At 42.7% G+C, this 23,235-nt stretch carries 27 protein-coding genes, 1 other RNA gene and 1 other annotated feature; of the genes, 23 read left to right on the forward strand and 5 right to left on the reverse strand.

Translation table 11 applies throughout. The features are described 5' to 3' along the window. Positions 1 to 28: 28 nt before the first annotated feature. Entirely contained in the window at positions 29 to 1,045 is a 1,017-nt protein-coding gene (locus EKM67_RS04145; protein ID WP_125577574.1) for an acrylyl-CoA reductase family protein, read from the reverse strand. 280 nt (positions 1,046 to 1,325) lie between these two features. On the opposite strand from EKM67_RS04145, the gene EKM67_RS04150 reads away from it, so the two are divergent. Genes EKM67_RS04150 through EKM67_RS04170 form a run of 5 tightly spaced genes read left to right on the forward strand, consistent with a single transcriptional unit; the run spans position 1,326 to position 5,690 of the window. Continuing rightward, a complete protein-coding gene (locus EKM67_RS04150) occupies positions 1,326 to 1,868 on the forward strand; it encodes a helix-turn-helix domain-containing protein (RefSeq protein ID WP_125577576.1) in 543 nt (180 codons plus the stop codon). Between the two features lie 15 nt (positions 1,869 to 1,883). After that, positions 1,884 to 2,975 carry an ABC transporter ATP-binding protein gene (locus EKM67_RS04155; RefSeq protein ID WP_125577578.1) on the forward strand — a complete coding sequence of 364 codons (1,092 nt, stop codon included), beginning with the start codon at positions 1,884 to 1,886 and terminating at the stop codon, positions 2,973 to 2,975. 27 nt (positions 2,976 to 3,002) lie between these two features. After that, positions 3,003 to 3,812 (forward strand): ABC transporter permease, encoded by an 810-nt coding sequence (locus EKM67_RS04160; RefSeq protein ID WP_125577673.1) that lies wholly within the window; start codon positions 3,003 to 3,005, stop codon positions 3,810 to 3,812. Beyond that, entirely contained in the window at positions 3,793 to 4,617 is an 825-nt protein-coding gene (locus tag EKM67_RS04165; RefSeq protein WP_125577580.1) for an ABC transporter permease, read from the forward strand. Before EKM67_RS04160 ends, EKM67_RS04165 begins: the two co-directional genes overlap by 20 nt. Further along, positions 4,614 to 5,690, forward strand: a complete 1,077-nt coding sequence (locus EKM67_RS04170; protein WP_125577582.1) for an ABC transporter substrate-binding protein — start codon at positions 4,614 to 4,616, stop codon at positions 5,688 to 5,690. The genes EKM67_RS04165 and EKM67_RS04170 overlap by 4 nt, the downstream gene beginning before the upstream one ends. A gap of 85 nt (positions 5,691 to 5,775) precedes the next feature. Here the strand turns inward: EKM67_RS04170 and EKM67_RS04175 are convergent, their stop codons facing one another. Continuing rightward, the gene (locus EKM67_RS04175) at positions 5,776 to 6,624 is read right to left on the reverse strand and encodes an aldo/keto reductase (protein ID WP_125577584.1); all 849 of its coding nucleotides are present in this window, start codon (positions 6,622 to 6,624) and stop codon (positions 5,776 to 5,778) included. Positions 6,625 to 6,856: 232 nt separating this feature from the next. Here EKM67_RS04175 and EKM67_RS04180 point away from each other — a divergent pair, with 232 nt between their 5' ends. The 15 genes from EKM67_RS04180 (at position 6,857) to rplL (ending at position 18,827) form a co-directional block, all read left to right on the forward strand. Continuing rightward, positions 6,857 to 7,396, forward strand: coding sequence for a dCTP deaminase/dUTPase family protein (locus EKM67_RS04180; protein ID WP_125577587.1), 540 nt, complete (start codon positions 6,857 to 6,859; stop codon positions 7,394 to 7,396). Between the two features lie 33 nt (positions 7,397 to 7,429). Then, positions 7,430 to 8,818, forward strand: coding sequence for a DNA repair protein RadA (gene radA, locus EKM67_RS04185; RefSeq protein WP_125577589.1), 1,389 nt, complete (start codon positions 7,430 to 7,432; stop codon positions 8,816 to 8,818). Positions 8,819 to 8,866: 48 nt separating this feature from the next. Continuing rightward, positions 8,867 to 10,000: a PIN/TRAM domain-containing protein gene (locus tag EKM67_RS04190; RefSeq protein ID WP_125577591.1), complete on the forward strand. Its 1,134-nt coding sequence runs from the start codon at positions 8,867 to 8,869 to the stop codon at positions 9,998 to 10,000. A gap of 130 nt (positions 10,001 to 10,130) precedes the next feature. Continuing rightward, complete coding sequence (gene gltX, locus EKM67_RS04195) at positions 10,131 to 11,621, forward strand: glutamate--tRNA ligase (RefSeq protein WP_125577593.1); 1,491 nt, start codon at positions 10,131 to 10,133, stop codon at positions 11,619 to 11,621. A 79-nt stretch (positions 11,622 to 11,700) separates the two neighbouring features. Then, the gene (cysS, locus tag EKM67_RS04200) at positions 11,701 to 13,107 is read left to right on the forward strand and encodes a cysteine--tRNA ligase (RefSeq protein ID WP_125577594.1); all 1,407 of its coding nucleotides are present in this window, start codon (positions 11,701 to 11,703) and stop codon (positions 13,105 to 13,107) included. Beyond that, a complete protein-coding gene (locus tag EKM67_RS04205; RefSeq protein ID WP_125577596.1) occupies positions 13,104 to 13,514 on the forward strand; it encodes a Mini-ribonuclease 3 in 411 nt (136 codons plus the stop codon). Before cysS ends, EKM67_RS04205 begins: the two co-directional genes overlap by 4 nt. Next, positions 13,507 to 14,400, forward strand: a complete 894-nt coding sequence (gene rlmB, locus EKM67_RS04210; RefSeq protein ID WP_125577598.1) for a 23S rRNA (guanosine(2251)-2'-O)-methyltransferase RlmB — start codon at positions 13,507 to 13,509, stop codon at positions 14,398 to 14,400. Before EKM67_RS04205 ends, rlmB begins: the two co-directional genes overlap by 8 nt. Positions 14,401 to 14,516: 116 nt before the next feature. Continuing rightward, positions 14,517 to 15,131 carry a sigma-70 family RNA polymerase sigma factor gene (locus EKM67_RS04215; protein WP_125577600.1) on the forward strand — a complete coding sequence of 205 codons (615 nt, stop codon included), beginning with the start codon at positions 14,517 to 14,519 and terminating at the stop codon, positions 15,129 to 15,131. Positions 15,132 to 15,282: 151 nt separating this feature from the next. Further along, positions 15,283 to 15,432, forward strand: a complete 150-nt coding sequence (rpmG, locus tag EKM67_RS04220) for a 50S ribosomal protein L33 (RefSeq protein WP_125577602.1) — start codon at positions 15,283 to 15,285, stop codon at positions 15,430 to 15,432. Between the two features lie 43 nt (positions 15,433 to 15,475). Next, positions 15,476 to 15,661, forward strand: coding sequence for a preprotein translocase subunit SecE (secE, locus tag EKM67_RS04225; protein ID WP_125577604.1), 186 nt, complete (start codon positions 15,476 to 15,478; stop codon positions 15,659 to 15,661). Between the two features lie 126 nt (positions 15,662 to 15,787). Beyond that, a complete protein-coding gene (nusG, locus tag EKM67_RS04230; protein WP_125577606.1) occupies positions 15,788 to 16,336 on the forward strand; it encodes a transcription termination/antitermination protein NusG in 549 nt (182 codons plus the stop codon). A gap of 118 nt (positions 16,337 to 16,454) precedes the next feature. Next, positions 16,455 to 16,880, forward strand: coding sequence for a 50S ribosomal protein L11 (gene rplK, locus EKM67_RS04235; RefSeq protein WP_125577608.1), 426 nt, complete (start codon positions 16,455 to 16,457; stop codon positions 16,878 to 16,880). A gap of 86 nt (positions 16,881 to 16,966) precedes the next feature. After that, positions 16,967 to 17,656 carry a 50S ribosomal protein L1 gene (gene rplA, locus EKM67_RS04240; RefSeq protein ID WP_125577610.1) on the forward strand — a complete coding sequence of 230 codons (690 nt, stop codon included), beginning with the start codon at positions 16,967 to 16,969 and terminating at the stop codon, positions 17,654 to 17,656. Positions 17,657 to 17,758: 102 nt separating this feature from the next. Beyond that, positions 17,759 to 17,878 (forward strand) — a sequence feature (ribosomal protein L10 leader region). A gap of 38 nt (positions 17,879 to 17,916) precedes the next feature. Then, positions 17,917 to 18,420, forward strand: coding sequence for a 50S ribosomal protein L10 (gene rplJ, locus EKM67_RS04245; protein WP_125577612.1), 504 nt, complete (start codon positions 17,917 to 17,919; stop codon positions 18,418 to 18,420). Positions 18,421 to 18,458: 38 nt separating this feature from the next. Beyond that, positions 18,459 to 18,827 carry a 50S ribosomal protein L7/L12 gene (gene rplL, locus EKM67_RS04250; protein WP_125577614.1) on the forward strand — a complete coding sequence of 123 codons (369 nt, stop codon included), beginning with the start codon at positions 18,459 to 18,461 and terminating at the stop codon, positions 18,825 to 18,827. A gap of 173 nt (positions 18,828 to 19,000) precedes the next feature. On the opposite strand, the gene EKM67_RS04255 is transcribed toward rplL, so the two are convergent. Both EKM67_RS04255 and EKM67_RS04260 read right to left on the reverse strand, forming a co-directional pair. After that, positions 19,001 to 19,681 carry an NADPH-dependent F420 reductase gene (locus EKM67_RS04255; protein WP_125577616.1) on the reverse strand — a complete coding sequence of 227 codons (681 nt, stop codon included), beginning with the start codon at positions 19,679 to 19,681 and terminating at the stop codon, positions 19,001 to 19,003. Beyond that, a complete protein-coding gene (locus EKM67_RS04260) occupies positions 19,678 to 20,733 on the reverse strand; it encodes an LLM class flavin-dependent oxidoreductase (protein ID WP_125577619.1) in 1,056 nt (351 codons plus the stop codon). Before EKM67_RS04260 ends, EKM67_RS04255 begins: the two co-directional genes overlap by 4 nt. 235 nt (positions 20,734 to 20,968) lie before the next feature. Between EKM67_RS04260 and EKM67_RS04265 the strand changes: the two genes are divergently transcribed. Further along, positions 20,969 to 21,607 (forward strand): class I SAM-dependent methyltransferase, encoded by a 639-nt coding sequence (locus tag EKM67_RS04265; protein WP_125577621.1) that lies wholly within the window; start codon positions 20,969 to 20,971, stop codon positions 21,605 to 21,607. Here EKM67_RS04265 and EKM67_RS04270 read toward each other — a convergent pair. Next, on the reverse strand, positions 21,597 to 22,481 hold the full coding sequence (locus EKM67_RS04270; protein WP_125577623.1) for a helix-turn-helix domain-containing protein: 885 nt from the start codon (positions 22,479 to 22,481) through the stop codon (positions 21,597 to 21,599). The two genes, EKM67_RS04265 and EKM67_RS04270, sit on opposite strands and share 11 nt — an antisense overlap. A gap of 83 nt (positions 22,482 to 22,564) precedes the next feature. On the opposite strand from EKM67_RS04270, the gene tadA reads away from it, so the two are divergent. Next, a complete protein-coding gene (gene tadA / locus EKM67_RS04275; protein ID WP_125577625.1) occupies positions 22,565 to 23,068 on the forward strand; it encodes a tRNA adenosine(34) deaminase TadA in 504 nt (167 codons plus the stop codon). Between the two features lie 34 nt (positions 23,069 to 23,102). Next, positions 23,103 to 23,200: signal recognition particle sRNA small type (gene ffs, locus EKM67_RS04280), an RNA gene on the forward strand. The last annotated feature ends 35 nt before the right edge of the window (positions 23,201 to 23,235 follow it).

The following is a 23,235-nucleotide window of genomic DNA, read 5'->3' on the forward strand; positions in this document are numbered from 1 at the left end:
AGAATTCAGACTTTTTTAGTATCCATTTTTATTTAAAGCGCGGGCTGCGACTACGAAACTTTACAATCGTTCGGCCGAGGTGTGCGGAAGTTGGGAAGGCAATTAATGCAGGGATCAATTGGTCGAAACCAATTTCATTTATCGGCAATAATTGATCAGCTGAGGGCCAGAAGTGATCGGCAAATAATTGCCAAATTTCTTCACGATCCGAAAGCGGATAATGAACCGATTCAACACCATGAAGGGTGATTCCACGCAGTATAAAGGGCAGGATCGTGGTAGTTAACTTGAGACCACCGGCATTGCCACTGACGACCAATTGACCGTCTTGCTGAATTTGTGGAATCAAATTTTCGAGCATTTCACCACCTACATTATCGAAAACGACGGCGTATTTTTGCTTGGCGAGTGGTTTGAGTGGGGTCAGTTGAACTTGTTTGGGAGTTAGAATTTCGGTAGCGCCCATTTGCTTAAGCTGTTCACTGACATCGGTTTGGCGCGTGACGACAGAAAGGTTGTGATAGCCTAATTTGGCCAGAATACTCAATTGCCAACCACCGACACCACCAGTCACGCCTGTGATCAAGATCGGTGTGGCTTGATCTGACATGGCGGTGCTGGCCAGCACTTTGGTGATACCGATTGCGGCAGTGAGACCAGCAGTCCCAATCATCATCGTTTCTTTGAGGGTTCGTGGTTCAACTAAATGTTGGAGAAATTTTCCAGGGACATCAATGATTTCTTGGTAGCCACCGTCAATGTTGACGCCAATATCCCAGCCAGTTGCCATCACTTGGTCGCCAGCGTGAAAGTGTGGATCATTTGACGCCAAGACCCAACCGCTGAAATCAACACCGGGAACGCGGGGAAATTGGCGAATGACGCCACTGTTTTTCTTCAATGTCAGCGCGTCTTTATAGTTGATGTCACTATAGGCCACTTGAACCCGAACGCCATCTGGCTGCAAGTCGACGATTTTTTGATTCATGATTTGAGCAACAGGTTGCTCAGCCACTAAAGCAACAACTAACGATTTTTTTTGCATATTTTTCACCTACAGAAATTAGTTTACGCTTTCATTATATCGGTATTGCTTGCTAAAACCAAGCTTTGATTTAAGCGTATGAGGCATGGCGTGATATTTGCAATCTGATTTCACTAAAATGGACTGCAGCCTTTTGTGGAGTCACAAATCTCTGTGTTACAGTTTAAAAATTTTGGTTATTTTCACTTGGCAGTTTCTTGTGGATGAGTTATACTGAAAATCGACTGTAGTAAACAAGAAGTTAACTAACAAAAAGTTTAATGAACTTTGAGGTGCATCAATGGAATTCGGACAAAAATTACGATCGCTACGAATTTTAAAAAATTTAACCCAAGAAGAATTGGGCGAGCGTACTGATTTAACCAAGGGCTATATTTCGCAACTAGAAAACAATCAATCGTCGCCAACAGTGGAAACGCTCGAAGATATTTTGACCGTTCTCGGCGTGTCATTGACCGACTTTTTCTCTGATCATCAACCTGAACACCAAGTTTTATTTAAAGTGGATGATCAAGTTAAATATGATGATCCGGATTTAGGCTATCACTTGAATTGGTTGGTGACTGAATCTAATGAGCACGAAATGGAGCCGGTTTTATTGACTATTGAGCCTAATGGTAAGTTCAAAACTTTTGCGCCGTCACCCTCAGAGAGCTTTATTTATGTCTTGAAGGGCAGTGTGAAGTTATCTTGGGGAGATCAAGAAGAGACGGCACGTATTCACGAGAGTCTTTATTTTCCGGCCACGCAGCCGCATCAATTGAGCAACCCGTTTGCCAAGCCGGTGACATTATTATTAGTTGCGACTGAGTCCTATTTGTAATTTTCGGAGGTTATTATGGAAAAACCAATTATCGAATTAAAGCAGATCACGAAGCGTTATGATGATGGCTTCACCGCCTTAGAAAATATTAATATGACGATCGAACCAGGCAAATTTTACTCGCTGTTGGGGCCTTCTGGATCTGGGAAAACGACGATTCTGAGAATTATCGCCGGATTCACGGATGCGAGTGAAGGCGAAGTGTGGTTTGAAGGCAAAAAGATCAACGCATTGCCAGCCAATCAACGTAAAGTCAATACGGTGTTCCAGAATTACGCCTTGTTTCCTCACATGGATGTGTTCGACAACGTGGCGTTTGGTCTGACCTTGAAAAAAATGCCGAAAAAAGAAATTCGCGAACGCGTCGTGAACGCCTTAAAAGTCGTGCAGTTACCTGGTTACGCTAATCGTGAAATCAGCGAGCTTTCTGGGGGTCAACAACAGCGGGTCGCGATTGCACGCGCCATTGTCAATGAGCCGAAAGTTTTGTTGTTAGATGAACCCTTATCTGCGCTGGACATGAAATTAAGAAAAGACATGCAGTATGAATTGCGAGAATTGCAGCAACGTTTAAAAATCACGTTTATTTTTGTTACCCATGATCAAGAAGAAGCGTTGGCCATGAGCGATGAAATCTTCGTGATGAACGATGGCAAAGTGTTGCAGAGTGGCACACCTGTCGATATTTATGATGAGCCGATCAATCACTTTGTCGCTAATTTCATTGGTGAAAGTAATATTTTGCCTGGGAAAATGGTGCAAGATTTTGAAGTCCAATTCGTGGGCAAATCGTTTGAATGTGCCGATGCCGGAATGCGGCCGAATGAAAAGGTCGAAGTGGTGCTGCGCCCAGAAGACTTGGATATTACCACGCCGGAACAAGGTAAATTAGTCGTGAAAGTCGACACGCAACTTTTCCGTGGCGACCATTTTGAAATCGTTGCCTATGACGATGATGAAAATGAATGGCTGATCCATTCGACGAATCCAGTTAAAGATGGGAAGCAAATCGGATTGACGTTTGAGCCAGAAGACATTCACGTCATGCGTTTCGGCGAGAAGGAAACTGATTTTGATGCGCGTCTCGAACAATATGAGGAGGAGTAAGGATTGAAAAAAACACGATCTTTCTTTATGGTTCCTTATCTGGTTTGGATTGCGCTATTTGTCATCGCACCCTTGATTTTGATTTTATATCAATCACTGACTAATAATCAGGGCCAGTTTACCTTGCAGAATTATGTCACCTATGGCACTAGCTGGACTTACTTAAAAATGACTATCAATTCTTTTTGGTACGCTTTATTGATCACCGCAGTTACCTTGCTGATCAGTTATCCGACTGCTTATTTTTTGAGTAAAACTAAACGCCAACAGTTGTGGTTGTTATTGATTATTTTACCAACTTGGATCAATTTGCTGCTTAAAGCTTATGCATTTATTGGCTTGCTTAGCCGCAGTGGAACCGTCAATCAATTTCTGACTTTTATTGGGGTGGGTCCCAAACAATTATTGTTTACTGATTTTAGCTTTTTATTAGTGGCAAGTTACATCGAAATTCCTTTCATGATCTTGCCCATTTATAATGCCATTGTGCAGTTGGATCCGGCCTTGATCAACGCCAGTCGCGATTTAGGCGCGACGAATCTGCAAACTTTTACCAAGGTCGTCTTTCCGTTAACGATTAGTGGCGTTAAGGCTGGGATTCAGGCCGTCTTCATTCCGTCACTGTCACTCTTCATGATCACCCGTCTGATCGGTGGTAATCGCGTGATCACATTGGGGACTGCCATTGAAGAGCATTTCTTGACGACGATGAATTGGGGCATGGGTTCGACGATCGGCGTTGTCTTGATTGTGATGATGTTTATCATGATGGCATTGACCAATGATCGCAAGAAGAAACGGCAGGAGGTGTTACCTAATGAAAAAAGTGAAGGTTAGTTCAATTTATTTAATTTTGGTGTTTGTCTTGTTATACGCACCCATTTTTTACTTGATTTTTTTCTCGTTTAATCAAGGCGGGGACATGAATCAATTCACGGGTTTCACTTGGGAACACTACGCCACATTGTTTGCGGATCAACGCATGATCCAAATCGTGTTGAACACGTTATTATTGGCACTGTTGTCGTCGTTGGTTGCCACACTTGTTGGGACATTCGGCGCGTTAGGAATTGCGGCTCGCAAGCAAAAGCGACTACGTTCAACTTTCTTAACGCTTAATAATGTACTCATGGTCTCACCCGATGTCATCATTGGTGCCAGTTTCCTAATTTTATTCACGTCATTGGGGATCAGCCTGGGATTTGGTTCGGTTTTGATCAGCCACATTGCTTTTTCAATTCCGATCGTGGTGCTATTGGTGCTTCCAAAAGTTAACGAATTGGACCCAGCGTTGTTAAATGCTGCTCAGGATTTAGGAGCTACGCGTTGGCAAACTTTTTCTCGCGTGATCGTACCGTTCATCACGCCTGGGATTTTTTCGGGATTTTTCATGGCCTTTACCTATTCGTTGGATGATTTTGCGGTAACATTTTTTGTGACCGGGAATGGGTTCGCAACGTTGGCGGTCGAAATTTATTCTCGCGCCCGCCAAGGTATTAGTCTTGAAATCAACGCCTTATCTGCGGTGATGTTTGTCTTTGCACTCGTGTTGGTCGTTGGTTATTATTTCATCGATCAGTATTCACGCACACGGCGGCAGAAACGTAAGAATCATCAGAAAGCAGGGGTCATGATACCATGAAAAAAGTATTCTCCCTTGCACTGGGGATCCTAGCGGTTTGTGGCATTTTGTGGTTTGGCGTCTATCATCTTTCGCAGAGTCAGGGACCCGTGACCACAAAAAACACATTGAATTTATATAATTGGGGAGATTATATCGATCCTCAATTGATCACCAAGTTTGAAAAGCAAACCGGTTATCACGTTCAATATGAAACTTTCGACAGTAACGAAGCCATGTTCACGAAAATCAAACAAGGTGGAACGCCTTACGATCTGGCTGTGCCCAGCGATTATATGATCGAGAAAATGCGTAAAGCAAACTTGCTATTGCCGATCGATCGGAAAAAGTTAACTAACTTCAAATATTTGTCTGCTGATTTTTTAAATAAAAGCTTCGATCCGAAAAATCGTTACTCGATTCCTTATTTCTGGGGAACCTTGGGGATTATTTACAATGATCAGCAGGTCAAGGCTTCTGAAGTGCAACATTGGAATGACTTATGGAATCCGAAGTGGAAGGGGCAATTGATGTTAGTTGACTCGGCTCGCGATATTATGGGGCTGACGTTGATTTCTCAAGGTCATTCGGTCAACACCACGAATTTAGCAGAGATGGAAGCTGCCCAACGCAAATTGGATCAACTTTCTGGTAATGTTAAAGCTATTGTCGCCGATGAAATTAAGTTATACATGATCCAAAATGAAGCACCGATCGCCGTGACTTGGTCAGGTGAAGCTAGCGAAATGTTGGCAGCAAATTCTCACCTGCACTATGTTGTCCCTAGTGAGGGTAGCAATCTTTGGTTTGACAACATGGTGATTCCTAAGACTGCCAAAAATAAAAAGGCGGCTTATGCGTTCATGAATTTTATGTTGGAGCCTGAAAATGCGGCGAAAAACGCTGAATATGTGGGTTATGCAACACCGAATGAAGCGGCAGTTAAACTATTGCCGGCTGCGGTTCGGAATGACAAACAGTTTTATCCAGCAAACAGCACGATCGATAAATTGGAAGTCTATCAGGATCTCGGTCAAACTAAGGTTGAACAATATAATGATTTGTTTTTAAAGTTTAAGATGTTTCGTCAGTAGTTTTGGGCTACTCGTCTTAAAATTGGCTCAAACAAAAAAGGCCGCGATAATTTCGCGGCCTTTTTGAATTGCTTAAAGAACATCATTAAACGGTTAAACTATCGGGATCTGTTGTGCGCCCAGCGACGCCATCCAGTGAATCGATAATTTCGATCTCATCTGGGGTTAGCTTGAAGTCGAAAATATCGGCGTTTTCTCGCATTCTGGCTTCATCTTTGGATTTGGGAATCGGAATGAAGTTATGAACCAACGACCAACGTAAGGCGACTTGAGCGATTGTTTTGCCGTGGTTATCGGCAATTTTTTTGAGTTCTTTAACTTTGAATACTTTTCCGGCACCAAGTGGGCTATAGGCTTCCGGAATAATGTTATGATCGCGGCAATAAGCGACCACATCTTCCTGCAATTCACCTGGAGCTAGGAATAATTGGTTGATCATTGGCGCAACCAGTTGCGTTTTAGCCAACGCCTCTAAATGGGGAATATGAAAGTTGGAGACACCGATCGATTTGATGCGGCCTTGGTGATAGAGATCTTCCAGCGCGCGCCAAGAATCTGCGTTGGCCTTCTCCCAATTGTTACGGAAAGCAACGGGTTTTGGCCAGTGGATGAGATAAAGATCCAGATAATCACATTGCAAGTTTTTAATGCTTTGATCGACCGCTGCGACAGTATCATCATAGCCACGCACGTCGTTACTTAATTTCGAAGTGATAAAAATTTCATCACGAGAAAGTCCAGCGCTAAGAACGCCACGACCAACACCGACTTCATTGTGATAGTCGGCGGCCGTATCGATCAAACGATAGCCAATTTTGATGGCGGTCTCCACGGATTTAGCAGCAATTTCATCGCTCATTCCGGAAGTGCCTAGACCCATGACTGGAATTCTGAGCCCGTTTTCGAGCGTATAAGTATCAAATAAAGTTGACATAAAGTGCTCCTTTCCTGATTAAGGGTACGTTTTTATCTTAGCATGCTCCGAAAACGGATACATGTTTTACGCTTATCGAAATTGCTGACCATACTGAAAATGACATGATTTTGCGATCAAGGTTTCATTTATGTCAATATTTAATATAAAACAACTCAATTTTTGACGGGAAAAGGGCGAATTATTTGGCATAATAAGGTATGATTAAGTAAAAAAAGGGTGAATTGCAGATATGGTCATGAGGGGTTTTGAAGTTGTTTCAAAGTATGAGGGGCAAGATATCGTATTGCCACAACGGCAAACAAAAAATGCCGCCGGTTACGATTTTTCCGCTGCGGCAGATTTTGTGCTACCATCGATTTGGAAATTGAATTTCGTTAAATTGTTTCGTAAAATTAATAATGAACATGAACTCATGAGCCGTGATTTTCTGAAGGCCGAGTCGGCGATCAGACCGTTACTTGTACCGACCGGTATCAAGGCCAAGATGGCGTCTGACGAAGTCTTGATGCTGATGAATCGTTCTAGCAGTCCACTCAAACGTTTCTTGGTTTTGCCTAATGGGGTTGGCGTGGTTGACGCGGATTATTACAACAATGACAGCAACGAGGGCGAGATTTTCTTCCAACTCGTTAATCTGGGACCCAAAGATCAGTTGATCAAAAAAGGCGAACGGATCGGTCAGGGCATCTTCATGAAATATTTGGTCACAGACGCCGATCAACCCGCGGATCAAACGCGTCAAGGTGGTTTCGGTTCATCAGGTAAATAAGAACGTATCGTTTTTTTAAAAGGGAGTTTTTTCGTGGCTAAAGTCAAAACACAGTATGTCTGCCAGAATTGTGGATACAGCTCGCCGACGCATTTCGGGCGTTGTCCCAATTGTGGTGCTTGGAATCAAATGATCGAAGAAATTGTGGCGCAGGAACGGCCGACGAGTAGTAAGGCAACACCAAGTCGACGTCAGGATGGTCAAAAACACGCACCGGAATTGTTGAGTGAAGTCGACCTTAAACCAGAGCCACGTGTAAAAACCAAGCTGGATGAGCTCAATCGTGTCTTGGGTGGTGGAATTGTTCCGGGTTCGTTGATTTTGATCGGTGGGGATCCTGGTATCGGGAAATCAACGCTGCTTTTACAAGTTTCTGGACAGTTGCAAGATACCGATGAAAAAGTCCTATATATTTCTGGTGAAGAAAGCGCCTCACAAATTAAACTGAGAGCGTCGCGTTTAGGCGTGAAAGGTGCTAAGCTATACTTATATCCAGAAACAAACATGGCAACGATCCGTGAAACAATTACCGACTTAGATCCTAAATACATTATTATCGATTCCGTTCAAACGATGAACGAGCCAGAATTGAACTCGGTTGTCGGCAGTGTTTCCCAAATCCGCGAAGTGACCGCCGAACTGATGAAAATTGCCAAAAACGAACAACGGACGATTTTCTTGGTGGGGCATGTGACCAAAGACGGTGCCATCGCCGGGCCCAAAATGCTCGAACACATGGTGGACACGGTGCTTTATTTTGAAGGTGACACAAATCACAGCTATCGTATTTTGCGTTCAGTCAAGAATCGATTCGGTTCCACCAACGAAATTGGGATTTTCGAAATGAAAGTCGACGGTTTACACGAAGTGGCGAATCCTTCGGAAATATTTCTCGAGGAACGTCTAGCTGGTGCCACGGGTTCCGCAGTTGTGGTTTCGATGGAAGGCACGCGTCCGATTTTAGTCGAAATCCAAGCCTTACTGGCACCCAGCATGTTCGGAAATGCTAAGCGAACGTCCACCGGAATCGATCACAACAAAGTGGCCTTATTAATGGCAGTCTTGGAAAAAAGAGCGAATTTAATGTTGCAAAATCAGGACGCTTATCTTAAAGCGACCGGTGGTGTAAAATTAAATGAGCCCGCGATCGATTTAGCAACGGCGTTGGCGATTGCCTCTAGTTATCGCGATCACGAAATTGCACCGGAAGATTGTTTCATCGGTGAAATTGGGTTAACCGGTGAAATCCGCAGAGTGAATCGGATCGAGCAGCGGTTAGGTGAGGCGGCTAAATTAGGCTTTAAACGTGCTTTTATTCCCAAGAATAATATGACCGGCTTGAAAGTACCGAAGGGTTTAACTGTGATCGGTCTCACGACGATCGGCGAAGCAATTCAGCGTGTCTTTAAGAAGACCGAGTAGTTCAATAACCTGTTCTATGCAGAATAATCATTGAAGGGAGGTGAAAAAATGAAACTTAAACGTAAATTAATTGGGCAAATTTTGTTTGTGATCACGGGTCTAGCGGTTGGCTATTCAGTTTTTCCGTATCTTTGGGAACTTTTCCGGCTTGACCAGATCACGTGGCTGAATCAAGGAATTACGAACGCAGTCATTGGCGCATTGATTTTTTATCTGCTCTCATTCATTTTCTTAGATCCAATTCTTGCATTTATTCGAAAAACTGAGAAACAACTCTTGACGATCAACCCCTCCAAAGTGTTATTTGGGTCGTTGTTCCTATTGATTGGTCTCGTTTTAGCCAATGTTATCGCGATTCCACTTTATCGAATCAACTTTTTCTTGATCAGCACTATTTTACCGGTTGTGTTAATGATTGTTCTGGGCTATTTAGGCTTTAGAATTGGGATCACACAAACCGATGATTGGAAGAAGTTATTCAAGAGTCGCCGTGGAAATGACTTAGAAAATCTGATTTATGATCAGAAACCCGATGATAATTTTCATAAGTATAAGATTTTGGATACTAGTGTGATCATCGATGGTCGAATTCACGATATTGTTAAGACTGGATTTGTTGAAGGCGTCTTGTTGGTCCCTGTTTTCGTCGTGCATGAATTGCAATTGATCTCTGATTCTGCTGATAGTTTGAAACGTGCGCGTGGCCGCCGTGGCTTGGATATTCTCAATGAGATGAAGAATGATCCCGAAGTGAATATCGAAAACTATGATGGTGACTTTGATGATCTAACTGAGGTCGATGGGAAATTGATCAAGCTGGCGAAGCTGATCGATGGTATCGTCGTGACCAATGATTATAATTTGAACAAGGTGTCAGAATTTCAGAACGTGCCTGTGCTGAACATTAATGAATTGGCTAACTCAATGAAGCCTGCCGTTTTACCAGGTGAAAACATGGAAGTCACGGTCGTAAAGACTGGTACAGAGCGACAACAAGGCGTTGCTTATTTAGCTGACGGAACCATGGTGGTCGTTGAAGATGGTCAATATTATTTGAACCAGACGATCAAGGTTGTCATCACCAGTGCGTTGCAAACGGCCGCAGGTAGAATGATTTTTGCCAAGGCGCAACATGCACAGCACGGTATCAGTGGTAGTGCGGCCACTAAGTCTAAGAAATAATCAAATGTGCTCAGACAGCAGAATGATTTCTGTTCACTAAATGTTTTCCAAGGGTCGCCCCTTGTTTTATAGCGGTAAAATCGTTACACTAGTATTTGATATTTTTTATAAATAAGGGAGTTTTTGTAACATGGCAAATGAAGAAATTCGTGTTCGTTATGCACCAAGTCCAACAGGTCATCTCCATATTGGTAACGCGCGGACGGCGTTATTTAACTATTTGTTCGCACGTCACAACAAGGGTAAGTTTATTATTCGGATCGAGGATACGGATACTAAGCGTAATATCGAGGGTGGCGAACAAAGTCAGCTCGAAAACCTGAAATGGTTAGGCATGGATTGGGATGAAGGTCCTGATATCGGTGGCGATTATGGTCCCTACCGTCAATCAGAACGGATGTCGATTTATGCACCATTAATTCAACAATTAATTGATGAAGGCAAGGCTTATGAATCTTTCAAAACCGAAGATGAGCTAGAAGCTGAACGCGAGAAACAACGTGCAAACAGCGAAATGCCTCACTATGTTTACGAATATGCTGGTTTGACTGATGCACAGAAGGCTGAGAAGATCGCGGATGCGAAGGCCCAAGGTTTGGAGCCGGTCATTCGTTTCCATGTTCCAGAAAATCACACTTATAAATTCAAAGACTTAGTTAAAGGTCAAATTAGTTTTGATTCGGAAAGTGTCGGTGGCGACTTTGTTATTCGTAAACGCGATGGCATGCCAACCTATAATTTTGCCGTTGTCATTGATGATCACATGATGAAAATCAGCCACGTTTTGCGTGGGGATGATCATATTGCCAACACACCAAAACAATTGATGATCTACGAAGCATTCGGTTGGACACCACCCGTGTTCGGCCATATGACTTTGATCATCAACACAGAAACGGGTAAGAAATTAAGCAAACGTGATGAGAGTGTTCTCCAGTTCATCGAACAATATCGAGAATTAGGATACTTGCCTGATGCCATGTTTAACTTCATTGCCTTATTAGGTTGGTCACCAGTTGGCACCAACGAAATCTTTACTCGCAAAGAATTGATCAAGGAATTCGATGAGAAACGTTTAAGTAAATCACCTGCGTCATTTGATGGCAAGAAGCTGGAATGGGTCAACAACCAGTATGTCAAAAAATCAGACAGTGAATTGATTACTGATTTAAGTCTTTACGAATTGATCAAGGCTGGCAAAATTCCTGAAAACCCAGAGCCCAATCAGGTTGAATGGGCACGTCAGTTGATTGCTTTATATAAAGATCAGATGAGTTTTGCTGCACAAATTGTTGAGCTTTCTGATATTTTCTTCAAAGAGCCAGATCAATTAGACGAAACGGCTATGAAAGAACTAGCCGATGACGATGCTTTGCCAGTGCTTGATGCATTCCGTGCTGGTATTAGTGAGTTACCACAATTCACTTCCGTTCAGATCATGAAGGTTGTTAAACAAGTCCAACACGATACTGGTGTTAAAGGTCGTAAGTTGTATATGCCGATCCGAATTGCGACGACACGTTCAATGCATGGTCCTCAATTAGGGGAGTCCGTCGAATTGCTTGGATTGAAGAAGACGCTCCATCATATTGATGAAACATTAGCACAAATGAAAGCATAATTTATGATACAATAGGCTCAAGAACGGCGAGAAGCTCAGTTCTTGAGCTTTTTTATCGCTGGTAATGGAGGGGAACCAATTGTTACGTGTTTATAACACCATGACTCGACAAAAAGAAACATTCAAATCGTTGACCCCAAACGTGGTTAAGATGTATGTCTGTGGTCCGACCGTTTATAATTACATTCATATCGGTAATGCGCGCAGTGCGGTGGCGTTTGACACGATTAGACGTTACCTAGAATTTCGTGGTTATCGCGTTGATTATATTTCTAATTTTACCGATATTGGTGAGAAATTAGCACGCACCGCCGAAACTGAAAACATCAGTGTGGCAGCAGTTGCGGCTAAATATATTGCCAAATTCAACGAAGATACGAATGCCTTAAATATTGAACCCGCGACTTATCATCCGCGTGCGACTGAAAACATTCAAGAAATCATCGATTTTATTCAGGATCTGATTGCTAAAGACGATGCTTATGAAGTTGAGGGTGACGTTTATTTCCGTGCGCGAAAATTCACCGATTACGGTGAACTCTCACATCAATCATTAGATCGGTTAGAAGTCGGTGCGAGTCAGCGAACCGCTGACGAAGAAACGGCACGCAAGGAAGATCCCGTTGATTTTGCGCTCTGGAAAGCCCAGAAGCCTAATGAAGTGGCATGGGAATCACCTTGGGGTCCTGGATCTCCAGGTTGGCATATTGAATGTTCCGTAATGGCAAGCAAGTATTTAGGCGAAACCATTGATATTCATGGTGGAGGCGAGGATCTTGCATTCCCACATCACGAGAACGAAATTGCCCAGAGTGAAAGCCATACGGGTAAAAAATTCGTCAATTATTGGCTGCATAATGGTTTTGTGACCATCGGTAGTGATGATGAAAAGATGAGTAAGTCACTAGGAAATTTCGTGACCGCACACGAAGTCTTGGCTAAATATGATCATCAATCTGTTCGCTTCTTCATGTCGGCGACCCATTATCGTCGCCCAATTCGTTACACTGAAGATGGCATTGAAGACGCGCTGAGTGAAGTCCAACGGTTTAAAATCGCCCGGGCAAACTTGTTGTATCGCCGTCAAGATGCAACGGCCGGAACGGATGAGGCGATTGCGGCTGCTATTGCCGAATATCGCGCGCAATTTATCGAAGCGATGGATGATGATTTCAACGTTCAAAACGGGTTGGTCGTCATTCATGATTTCCTACGTGAAATGAATAATTATGCTGCCGCGAATACTGTTAAATTGGACAGCATCGTTGATTTAGTCGGCCAACTCGAGCAATTTTTGGCAATTTTTGGCCTAAATTTGGCTCAAGAAGATAATCTTAAGAGCGATATTGCGGCGTTGATCGTTAAACGCAATGCGGCTCGAGCTGCCAAAGACTACGCGACTAGCGACCAAATTCGTGATGAGCTTGCTGAACAGGGGATCATTCTCGAAGACACACCTCAAGGAAGCCGGTGGCGCCAACAATGAGTCAACAATTAGCCAATGAACTTAACGGCATTGCCTTAGCTTACTTAGGTGATGGCGTTTATGAAGTTTTCGTCCGGATTCATTTACTTGAAAAGGGCGTTACCCGGCCTAACCAATTACAAAAGCAAGCGGTCAAATTTGTTTCTGCGAAAGCACAGGCACGCCTGATCGATCAATTACAACAAGAATCGTTGTTGTCAGACGCTGAAATTGGTGTCTATCATCGTGGACGCAATGCAAAAAGTTATACCAAGGCCAAACACACTGATGTGATCACCTATAGAATGTCGACCGGATTTGAAGCACTCTTTGGTTACTTGAAGCTGACCGATCAGGATGAGCGGATCGCGCAACTGGCAACTTGGTGTATCGATCAGGTTGAAAAGGAGTTAGCAAATAATGAGTAATCGTCAATTTCCATCGTCAAAAAAGCCAGTCGATTCGAATCGACGTGGCAAAAGTACCGGTAAGCCCAAAAGAAGTTTCGAGAAACCGACACGACGTGAAGAACCAACAGCTAAAAATCAAGATGAGAACGATGAACCCGAGGCCGATTTTATCTACGGGAAGCATGCAGCCTTAGAATTTATTCACTCGGGTGATCCCAAAACAGTCAATAAAATATTTCTACAAAAAGGATTGCACGGCGATATTGCTACTGAAGCGCAGAAATTTGCCCGCGAGCAAAAACTGGTGTTGCAAGAAGTACCTAAAGCCAAACTCGACGATCTGACCGACCGCGCCAATCATCAAGGGATTTTGTTGACGCTATCACCTTATCAATACCATACCGTTCAAGACATTTTGGCAAAAGCTAAAGCTGCCGATGAACCACCACTGTTATTGATTTTAGATAATCTAAACGACCCGCATAATCTTGGTTCGATTTTACGGACAGCAGATGCGATCGGTGCTCATGGTGTCATCATTCCTAAACGCCGAGCGGTAGGGATCACCGGTGTCGTTGCCAAAACGGCCGCGGGCGCTCTGGAGCACGTCTTGGTTGCGCGGGTGACTAACATCTCGGCAACCATTGATCAGTTGAAAGAACAGGGTGTCTGGACGTTTGGAACTGCAATGGCTGGCGAAGATTATCGTCAATGGAATAGCCAAGGACCGATTGCTTTAGTGATCGGCAATGAAGGCAAGGGAATTTCACCGCTTGTTGCCAAAAAAGTCGATGGCATGGTTACGATTCCAATGATCGGTCATGTTCAGAGTTTGAATGCGAGTGTGGCCACTTCGATTTTGCTTTATCATATTTTTGATCAACGTCATCCGCTTGAAAAGTGATTTTCAAATCTCATTTTGGAAATTTATTGTATAATAAACACTAGTTCTCTTTTAAACAAGCTAACCTTCGGCTAGAATGAAGATGTCAAAAATCGCCCGTAAAAGGGGTGACTTTTATGTGTTCTAATTCCGAAGAGTTAGAATTAATTAGAGCTGTTCAAAATTGTAGTGATTCCGCTGCCCTGGAGTCATTACTGATCAAATATCGGCCAATGATCAATTTGGCGATGTCTAAGTTTTATTTGCGTGATTTTGATCGAGATGATTGGTTGCAAGAGGCGCGGATCGTTTGTTACGAGACCTGCTTGCTTTACGAAACCAATCATAACTGCCAATTCAGTTCGTTTTTCAGGTTACGTTTATATAATCATTTGCGTAACATTTTGCGCCATGAATTGGCGACCAAGCGGCTGTCCAATCAAATGTGTAACTCATTGGATGAAATGTTGATCCAAGAAAGCGAAGCAACATTTCGGCGTCCGTTCGCAGCCGAACCGGTTATTGTTCAGCAACTCAACTTGAATCGTTATTTAACAAGTCTGTCTTATTTGGAGTTGCAGGCTTTTCAAGTTATGGTCAATCAAAAGAAGGCCGCTGAAGTTTGTGAGTTGTTGGATTGTACCGAGAAACAATTAGCTAGAGCGGTCGAACGCTGTCATCAGAAGCTTAAATTACATCTCATTCAGGAGAACCGCGAATGGCCGCATACGCCTTTAGATAAGCGCTACTGAGTTAAATCGTTTGCGTTTTTAAGCCGGATGAGTTCAATTTCCATGCTTCTGCGGACTAAAATTTCGTGCCAATGTGCCTTTATCTATCAATTCGATTGATTTTAAAGCTTATTTATGCTAAATTTAGAAGTATTAATTAAGGTGGTATAACATGTCTGTTAAGAAAGTAGCATTGGCTTGTACGGTCTGTGGATCGCGAAATTATATGATTACTGAGAATAACCAACGAGCAGAGCGTTTGGAAGTTCGCAAGTTCTGTAAGCATTGTGGAAAGCATACCTTGCATAAAGAAACGCGTTAATGATTTGATCGTAGTCCTAGCTTATTGATAAGGAGTTTTGAGAATGAAACGTTTTTTTAAATTTTTCGGTAGCGTTGGTCACGAAATGAAATTGGTCACATGGCCAACTATGAAACAAACGCGTCACGATAACTGGACGGTTGTTTCGACTTCAATCTTATTTGCGTTATTTTTCGCGTTGTGCGACTTCCTGATCAACTCAGGATTAACACAATTTATTTTGAAGTAAACAGCTTTTTCAGTGGTTGTAAGTATGTTTGCGTTGCTTATTTTGGGAAGTCTGTTAAAATATAGCTATTGAGAAAAAACTTCGTGTGAGCGGAGTTTTTTTATTTTGGAAAAAGGATGATAAAAAATGGTCGAATCGATCGCTAAACGCTGGTATGTATTACATACTTATTCAGGCTACGAAAATAAAGTTAAAGCTAACCTGGAATCACGTGCCCAATCAATGGGAATGGAAAACAATATCTTTCGCGTGATCGTCCCAGAACAAGAAGAGCAAGAAATTAAGAACGGTAAAGAAAAAACTGAAATACACAAAACGTTTCCTGGTTATGTTCTAGTTGAACTGGTCATGACTGACCAGGCTTGGTTCATTGTGCGGAATACACCTGGTGTGACTGGATTCGTTGGTAGTCACGGTTCTGGTAGTAAGCCTGCACCATTACTTGATAGTGAAATCGAACATATCTTGCATGATCTTGGAATCAGCAAACGCCACAGTGACATTGAATTTTCTGACGGCGAAACGATCAAGATCGTCGAAGGTGCTTTTGCTAATTTGACTGGTAAAATTACCGAAGTCGATCCTGAAAAACTCAAACTTAAAGTTAACATCGATATGTTTGGTCGGGAAACGAGTACAGAATTAGATTACGATCAAGTCGATAAGTTAGTCTAAACCTATTGCTATTTCGGTCGTGAGTATGCTATATTATTCAAGTGTGTTTTGATACATGTGGGAGGAGAAATTACTATCTCCATCATAACCACAACACGGACTAAGGAGGTTTTGTCTCGTGGCAAAAAAAGTAGCAAACATTGTTAAGTTACAAATTCCTGCAGGGAAAGCAACACCAGCTCCTCCAGTAGGACCAGCATTAGGTCAAGCCGGTATTAATATTATGGGCTTTACTAAAGACTTTAATGCACGGACTGCTGATCAAGCGGGTATGATTATTCCTGTTGTAATTACAGTATATGAGGATCGTTCATTCGACTTCGTTACTAAGACACCACCAGCTGCAACTTTATTGAAGAAAGCTGCCGGTGTAGAGCATGGTTCAGGTGAACCGAATACGAAAAAGGTTGCTAAGGTAACCAAAGATCAAGTTCGCCAAATCGCTGAAACCAAAATGCAAGACCTAAACGCCGCTGATGTAGAAGCAGCAATGCGCATGGTTGAAGGTACTGCAAGAAGCATGGGCTTTGAAGTCACTGACTAATTGACAGTCGGATAAACAGTGAAAGTTGTTTAATCAAGTGGGAGGACCAAACGTCCATTTGACCACATTTGCAAGGAGGAAAAAATATGCCAAAACATGGCAAAAAGTATACTGAAGCATTAAAGCAAGTTGAAAAAAACAAACAATATGATGCTGCCGAGGCAGTTGAATTATTAAAGAAAGTTGATTTTGCAAAGTTTGATGCAACTGTTGAAGTTGCCTACAATCTTTCTGTTGACCCTAAACAAGCAGATCAACAAATTCGTGGTGCCATTGTGCTCCCTAACGGTACTGGTAAGTCACAAAAGGTGATCGTTTTCGCTGAAGGTGACCAAGCTAAGGCTGCAGAGGCAGCTGGTGCCGACGTTGTTGGTTCCGATGATTTAGTTCAACGGATCCAAGAAGGTTGGTTAGACTTTGATGTTGCCGTTGCGACACCACCTATGATGGCCAAAGTTGGTCGTTTAGGCCGTGTCTTAGGACCTAAAGGCTTAATGCCTAACCCTAAGACGGGTACTGTTACAATGGACGTTACTAAGGCTATCAATGATGTTAAAGCAGGTCAGGTTACTTATCGTGTTGATAAGGCTGGCTTGATCCATGCACCTATTGGTAAAATTAGTTTCGACGCTGATAAGTTACTTGAGAACTTCAAGGCTTTCAACGAAGTTATTTTACGTGCTCGTCCAGCTGCTGCTAAAGGTAACTACATCAAGAGCATCACTTTGACTTCAACATTTGGTCCTGGTCTTGCGGTTGAATCTAATTCGCTTTAAGCATAACTTTGTGAGGCTAGGGCGTTACATTTCGTAATGTCCGCGCGTCATTGAATGTGCTTAGACTTGTTTGACAAGCACTTATTAAAGTGATATCTTTAAATAAGAATATTTTTTCTACCTAAGACTCAGGTGACTTTATGTCTCAATATCCTGCCGAGGCCAGATGATAACGTCAGTTAACCTCTGTGTCTTTGGACACAGAGGTTTTAATTTGGTTAAATGGCTAGAAGAAACAATAATAAGTGGAGGTGAAATTAATGAGCGAATCAATTATCGCTACAAAAGCTGTTATCGTTGATGATATCTATGATAAATTTAGTCGTGCTAAGTCTGCAGTTGTTGTCGATTATTTAGGTTTGACTGTTGCCCAAGCGACAGAGTTACGTAAGGAATTACGTGAAGCTGGTGTTGAGTTAAAAGTCGTTAAGAATACCTATTTACGTCGTGCTGCTGACAAAGCCGGTTATGAAGGCTTAGACGATACATTTACTGGTCCTACTGCCGTCGCATTTTCATATGATGACGTCGTTGCACCTGCACGTGTTTTATCTAAGTTTGCTAAGAACGTCGATGCTTTGGAAATCAAGGGTGGTATCATTGAAGGCAAGGTTTCTGACCTTGCAACGATCAACGAATTGGCTTCATTGCCAAGTCGCGAAGGTCTCTTATCAATGTTACTTTCTGTATTACAAGCTCCTGTTCGCAACGTCGCATATGCTGTTAAGGCAGTTGCTGATGCAAAAGATGAACCTGCTGCATAATTTAAACTAAAATAATTTTCTATTTGGAGGAAAATAACATGGCTTTAGACACACAAGCAATCGTTGATCAATTAAAAGATGCAACGATCCTAGAATTAAACGATTTAGTTAAAGCAATCGAAGAAGAATTTGGCGTTTCAGCTGCTGCTCCTGTAGCTGCTGCTGGTGCTGCTGGTCCTGCTGCTGATGCTGAACCTACAGAAGTTAATGTTGAATTAACAGAAGTTGGTCAAGAAAAGGTTAAGGTTATCAAGGCTGTTCGTGAAATCACTGAACTTGGCTTGAAAGATGCTAAAGGCTTAGTTGACAAAGCACCTTCAAACGTCAAGGAAGGCGTTACTCCTGAAGAAGCTGAAGAAATCAAAGCTAAACTTGAAGCAGTTGGCGCAACTGTCACTGTTAAATAATTTCTGATACTTTGTATCGAAATAAAACCCACTCAATCGCTGGTTATAGGCGAGGGAGTGGGTTTTTATTTTGGTTGAGCATGTCAGATGATCGCTGCAAAAAAATAAGATACTGCTCATCCATGAATTGATCAGATGAGTGGTATCTTGTTCTTTTATTTGCTTAACGTACTTTATTTTTCTGAAGCTGCGATTTTCTTACCGAATTCGGTTTGATCGAAATGATCGATGATGTCTTTCAGATCATCGTATTTGAGGCTAGCTCCGAATAAGGGGCTACCAGGTTCGGTCATGATGCCATCAGCGAGGTCATAGTGAACGATTTGGTCGAAGCCCATGGTGTCTACGAAATGGGCGACTTCAGCGACTGCTGTGCGATCATCGCCGGTAACAAACAACGCTTTGCGCTTAGGTGATCCTGCGGGTTGTGCTTCTTCTTGTAAATTATGATAGCCCATATGGTTGAAGGCTTTCACAAGCGCGCTGTCTTTGAAGTAAGCTTGTACTTGTTCGCTTGATGTCAAGCCGGGTGCTAAGACTTCTTCACGAATGCCGTCTGTTTCCCACCAGTAATTCATGGCATCGATCACGAGTTTACCCCTTAAAAGTGCGGGATCGATATTTTTATAACGGCTGAGGGGAATAGCCAGGAGAATGATGTCGCTATTTGCAACGACGTCACTATTTTCTGAAGCAATTGCGCCCGGAACTAAGGTTTTGATGATCAGTGCAATCTTCCCGACAGATCCTGAACCGGAGATTCGAACTTCATAACCAGCTCTTAAAGCAAGATCAGCGAGGACGATTCCGACTTTTCCTGCACCAATAATGCCGACTTTTTTAATTGTCATTATTTAGCCGCCTCTTTCTCCGTTAGGATTTCTTTCACACGAGGGATAACTTTAGTTGCGTAGAGTTCGATCATGCGTTCACGTTGAGCGGCGGTTTGGTTACCAGCACCATAAACAAGATCGAAACGTCCCAGATCAAGCAGGTTAATTGTTCGAGCCATACGTTGAGCAACTGTTTCAGGATCACCAACATAAAATGAACCAACTTTTGTTTCGCTATCAAACTGTTCGCGACTCATTGGTGCCCAGCCTCGGGTCAAACCAATGCGGTCGAAGTTTTCTTTGATGTTTTTGAATGCAACTTCGATAGCGGCATCTTTATCATCTGCGATGAATCCGTGCGAGTGAACTGCAATCGGAAATTCGGGTTTGTTAAGTTGCTTAGCCGCCTCATGATACAATTCGATATATGGCTTGAAACGATCTGCTTGGCCACCGATGATGGCAATGATGACCTTGTAGCCGAAACGAACGGCACGAATGATCGACTCAGGTGAACCACCGATACCGATATAAGTTTCTAATTCGCCGTGTTCTGTTTTCGGATAAACTTCTTGGTCGGTGAGGGACGCACGGAACTTGCCGGACCAGGTAACTGCTTTTTCTTTGCGTAATTCATCGTATAGTCCTAATTTTTCATTGAATAAATCATCATAATCGGTCAATTCGTAACCAAACAGTGGGAAAGATTCTGTGAATGAGCCACGACCGAGCATGACTTGTGCACGTCCATTAGAGAGCCCATCAAGCGTCGCAAAACGTTCATAAACGCGAACGGGATCATCGGAACTTAAGACAGTTACGGCAGTTGCCAACTTGATGTTTTTAGTAACAGATGCAATTGCGGCAAGAACTGTTTCAGGACTGGACACACTGTAATCGGGGCGGTGATGTTCACCAACGCCAATGACATCGATACCATATTTGTCGGCGATTTCGCCTTCATGAATAATTTGGCGGATCGATTCTGCTGCCGATTGCAAGCTGCCGTCTTCATTTGCAACAATGTCACCGAAAGTTTCAATACCGAATTCTAATTTATCTACGTTTACCATGTTTATAGGCCTCCATTCGTTACTTACTTTACGTAAGTCCGTGCCATTAGAATAATCTATTTCTGACAAAAAAGCAACCGTTTTTATTCGGCGGTGTGTATTTATTAAAAAAAAACCCCCAACTCGTGATATCGACGCTCAATTTCGCCGAGCGGTTTTTCAATTCGGTGATAAACATGCTAGAATAGTGGGAATGGTTTATGTCGACAAATTGTACGAAGAATGAGGAAGATAAATGGCACATCAATATTTCGAAAACAACGAAGATCTTGCCCACGAACGACAGGAAATCTCGCTTGAATTACTGAATCAAAAATTAACGCTTATTTCAGACAGCGGGGTTTTCTCGCGAGAACGGGTGGATTATGGCACGATGGTGTTGCTCAAAGCTAGTGCCCCACAAATTCTAGCGGAGGCGACTCAAAAAGTTACCGTTCTAGATGTCGGCTGTGGTTATGGACCGATCGGCCTGTCATTAGCAAAATTGTCGGCCAATATTCTCGTCACGATGGTTGATGTCAACGAACGCGCGTTAGCACTAGCAGCAGAAAATGCCGAAAAAAACGGCGTCAAAGCGCAAGTTGAAATTTTAAAAAGTGATGCCTATACAGAACTTTCACCAGAAAAATTTGATTTTGTCATCACCAATCCACCGATCCGCGCGGGTAAAAAAGTTGTTGATCAAATGCTATCAGGTAGCCACGATTTTCTCAATGAAAACGGTACTTTTTTCGCAGTTCTGCAGAAAAAACAAGGGGCACCTTCAGCTAAAAAATTATTAGCATCCGTGTACCCCAACGTGGAAATTATTAAGCGTGATAAAGGCTATTATATCTTAGCCGCGCGGAAAAACTTTAATGAGATCAATCGTTAAACGAAGTGATCAACAGATAGCACAGCACCAAATCGTCCATATTTTTTAAATTTAAATTAGTCGCTTCGTGGAAACGATCCAGCCGATATTGAAGCGTGTTTCGGTGCAAGAAGAGTTGTTTCGCGGTGGAACTTAAATTGCCCACGTTCTGATAGAGGGCGATGATCACGTCTTTGATATCGTTGTCTTGACTGAGTAGTTGGTTCAGCTGTTTCGCCAAGACGGATTGTTGTAATTGTGGTCTCGCGTAATAATCTAAGGCAAGCGTCGAAAGGCTGCTGACGGATAAAGTTGATTTTGCAAAGACAGCTTGTTCTTCACTGAAGATTAACGCTAATTCTTCGCTAACTGGCCAAAAATTTCCGAGAAAGATTTGAACTTTAACGAAGAAATCACTCTCGATCGTTTGTAAGATGCTTTCTAATTCGGACGTTGAGAGCGAATCTGGACCGTTTGTTTGAACAATGACCAAAGTTGTGGGGTTCAAATAAAAATTGGTCACAACCTGATTAAAGAGGTTAGTCAGCGCTTCTGTGAGCTCAGTGTGGTCCGCCGCGTCATGAAAAGTTAACCGACATTGAATGAAGCGAACACGTTTGCTGGAATCGGTCAAACTTGGCGGTAGTTGAGTTTGATGTGTCAAAAATTGATACCAACGATTGAGTTGATTACTGGTATCATAGTGCTGATCACTCAATGCTTGCAATAATGCCAGACTGTCGGCACTTAGCTGGCTAGTTTTAAATAATAACCAGCTGCCACCAAAAGACCACACTTTTTCTTGTGGCTGTTCGTCTTGCGGACCCTCTAATTGTTTGGCATTGGGGAAGGCATTTTTAATGCGGTTTAATAACTCATTTGTTTGATTGTTCATTAGATTTCACCGTGTCTATTTTAATTATCCTGTTTAACGATCTTCTTTAGTTTAACATTTTTTAACAGAAAGGTCAGTGTTTAATGAATCCACTTACAACTGAACAGCAGGAAGTCTTGATGGGGGCAGCCTTTGAACAAGCTCGCATAGCTGAAACTACCGGCGAAGTTCCGATTGGCGCCATCATTGAATTGGATGGCGAAATTATTGGCCGCGGTCATAATCTTCGTGAAACCAGTCAGGATGCGACCGATCATGCCGAAATTCTCGCAATCAAGCAGGCCTGTCAGGCAGTCGGCAGTTGGCGTTTGGAACGTGCGCGTTTATTTGTGACGCTGGAACCTTGTCCAATGTGTGCGGGGGCAATTATCAATAGCCGAATCGCCGAAGTTTATTTTGGTGCGGCGGATCCGAAAGCCGGTGCCGTTGGGAGTTTGTTAAATTTATTGACGGATACACGATTTAATCATCAACCGGCTGTTTTCCCGCAGGTGATGGAGCCACAAGCAAAAGCATTGCTACAAGATTTCTTCCGGACGATCCGTGCAAAACAGAAACAACTGAAAAAAACTCAGTCCAATGGGTAGCTTTTTATTTCAAAGTTCGCTACAATAGAAATTGCCGAAAGGCTAGGGCAATGATCCGCTCACGAATTGTGTCAGATTCGGAAGAAAGCAGCACTAAGTTTGCTGGATCATGTGCCTTATTTTTTTGCGCAAATTTTCAAATGGCCTAGTGGTAATTAGGCCATTTT

The organism is Lapidilactobacillus mulanensis (assembly GCF_003946215.1).
GTDB lineage: Bacteria > Bacillota > Bacilli > Lactobacillales > Lactobacillaceae > Lapidilactobacillus > Lapidilactobacillus mulanensis.

What these genes read in the sequence shown, in the direction of transcription:
- gltX (WP_125577593.1), top strand. Translation starts at nt 10,131, where the DNA reads ATGGCAAATGAAGAAATTCGTGTTCGTTATGCACCAAGTCCAACAGGT.
- EKM67_RS04160 (WP_125577673.1), top strand. Translation starts at nt 3,003, where the DNA reads ATGGTTCCTTATCTGGTTTGGATTGCGCTATTTGTCATCGCACCCTTG.
- rplL (WP_125577614.1), top strand. Translation starts at nt 18,459, where the DNA reads ATGGCTTTAGACACACAAGCAATCGTTGATCAATTAAAAGATGCAACG.
- rplA (WP_125577610.1), top strand. Translation starts at nt 16,967, where the DNA reads ATGCCAAAACATGGCAAAAAGTATACTGAAGCATTAAAGCAAGTTGAA.
- EKM67_RS04180 (WP_125577587.1), top strand. Translation starts at nt 6,857, where the DNA reads ATGGTCATGAGGGGTTTTGAAGTTGTTTCAAAGTATGAGGGGCAAGAT.
- EKM67_RS04215 (WP_125577600.1), top strand. Translation starts at nt 14,517, where the DNA reads ATGTGTTCTAATTCCGAAGAGTTAGAATTAATTAGAGCTGTTCAAAAT.
- EKM67_RS04205 (WP_125577596.1), top strand. Translation starts at nt 13,104, where the DNA reads ATGAGTCAACAATTAGCCAATGAACTTAACGGCATTGCCTTAGCTTAC.
- rlmB (WP_125577598.1), top strand. Translation starts at nt 13,507, where the DNA reads ATGAGTAATCGTCAATTTCCATCGTCAAAAAAGCCAGTCGATTCGAAT.
- EKM67_RS04170 (WP_125577582.1), top strand. Translation starts at nt 4,614, where the DNA reads ATGAAAAAAGTATTCTCCCTTGCACTGGGGATCCTAGCGGTTTGTGGC.
- EKM67_RS04165 (WP_125577580.1), top strand. Translation starts at nt 3,793, where the DNA reads ATGAAAAAAGTGAAGGTTAGTTCAATTTATTTAATTTTGGTGTTTGTC.
- EKM67_RS04265 (WP_125577621.1), top strand. Translation starts at nt 20,969, where the DNA reads ATGGCACATCAATATTTCGAAAACAACGAAGATCTTGCCCACGAACGA.
- rpmG (WP_125577602.1), top strand. Translation starts at nt 15,283, where the DNA reads ATGTCTGTTAAGAAAGTAGCATTGGCTTGTACGGTCTGTGGATCGCGA.
- EKM67_RS04155 (WP_125577578.1), top strand. Translation starts at nt 1,884, where the DNA reads ATGGAAAAACCAATTATCGAATTAAAGCAGATCACGAAGCGTTATGAT.
- EKM67_RS04270 (WP_125577623.1), bottom strand. Translation starts at nt 22,481, where the DNA reads ATGAACAATCAAACAAATGAGTTATTAAACCGCATTAAAAATGCCTTC.
- EKM67_RS04190 (WP_125577591.1), top strand. Translation starts at nt 8,867, where the DNA reads ATGAAACTTAAACGTAAATTAATTGGGCAAATTTTGTTTGTGATCACG.
- nusG (WP_125577606.1), top strand. Translation starts at nt 15,788, where the DNA reads ATGGTCGAATCGATCGCTAAACGCTGGTATGTATTACATACTTATTCA.
- EKM67_RS04145 (WP_125577574.1), bottom strand. Translation starts at nt 1,045, where the DNA reads ATGCAAAAAAAATCGTTAGTTGTTGCTTTAGTGGCTGAGCAACCTGTT.
- EKM67_RS04150 (WP_125577576.1), top strand. Translation starts at nt 1,326, where the DNA reads ATGGAATTCGGACAAAAATTACGATCGCTACGAATTTTAAAAAATTTA.
- tadA (WP_125577625.1), top strand. Translation starts at nt 22,565, where the DNA reads ATGAATCCACTTACAACTGAACAGCAGGAAGTCTTGATGGGGGCAGCC.
- EKM67_RS04175 (WP_125577584.1), bottom strand. Translation starts at nt 6,624, where the DNA reads ATGTCAACTTTATTTGATACTTATACGCTCGAAAACGGGCTCAGAATT.
- rplJ (WP_125577612.1), top strand. Translation starts at nt 17,917, where the DNA reads ATGAGCGAATCAATTATCGCTACAAAAGCTGTTATCGTTGATGATATC.
- EKM67_RS04260 (WP_125577619.1), bottom strand. Translation starts at nt 20,733, where the DNA reads ATGGTAAACGTAGATAAATTAGAATTCGGTATTGAAACTTTCGGTGAC.
- secE (WP_125577604.1), top strand. Translation starts at nt 15,476, where the DNA reads ATGAAACGTTTTTTTAAATTTTTCGGTAGCGTTGGTCACGAAATGAAA.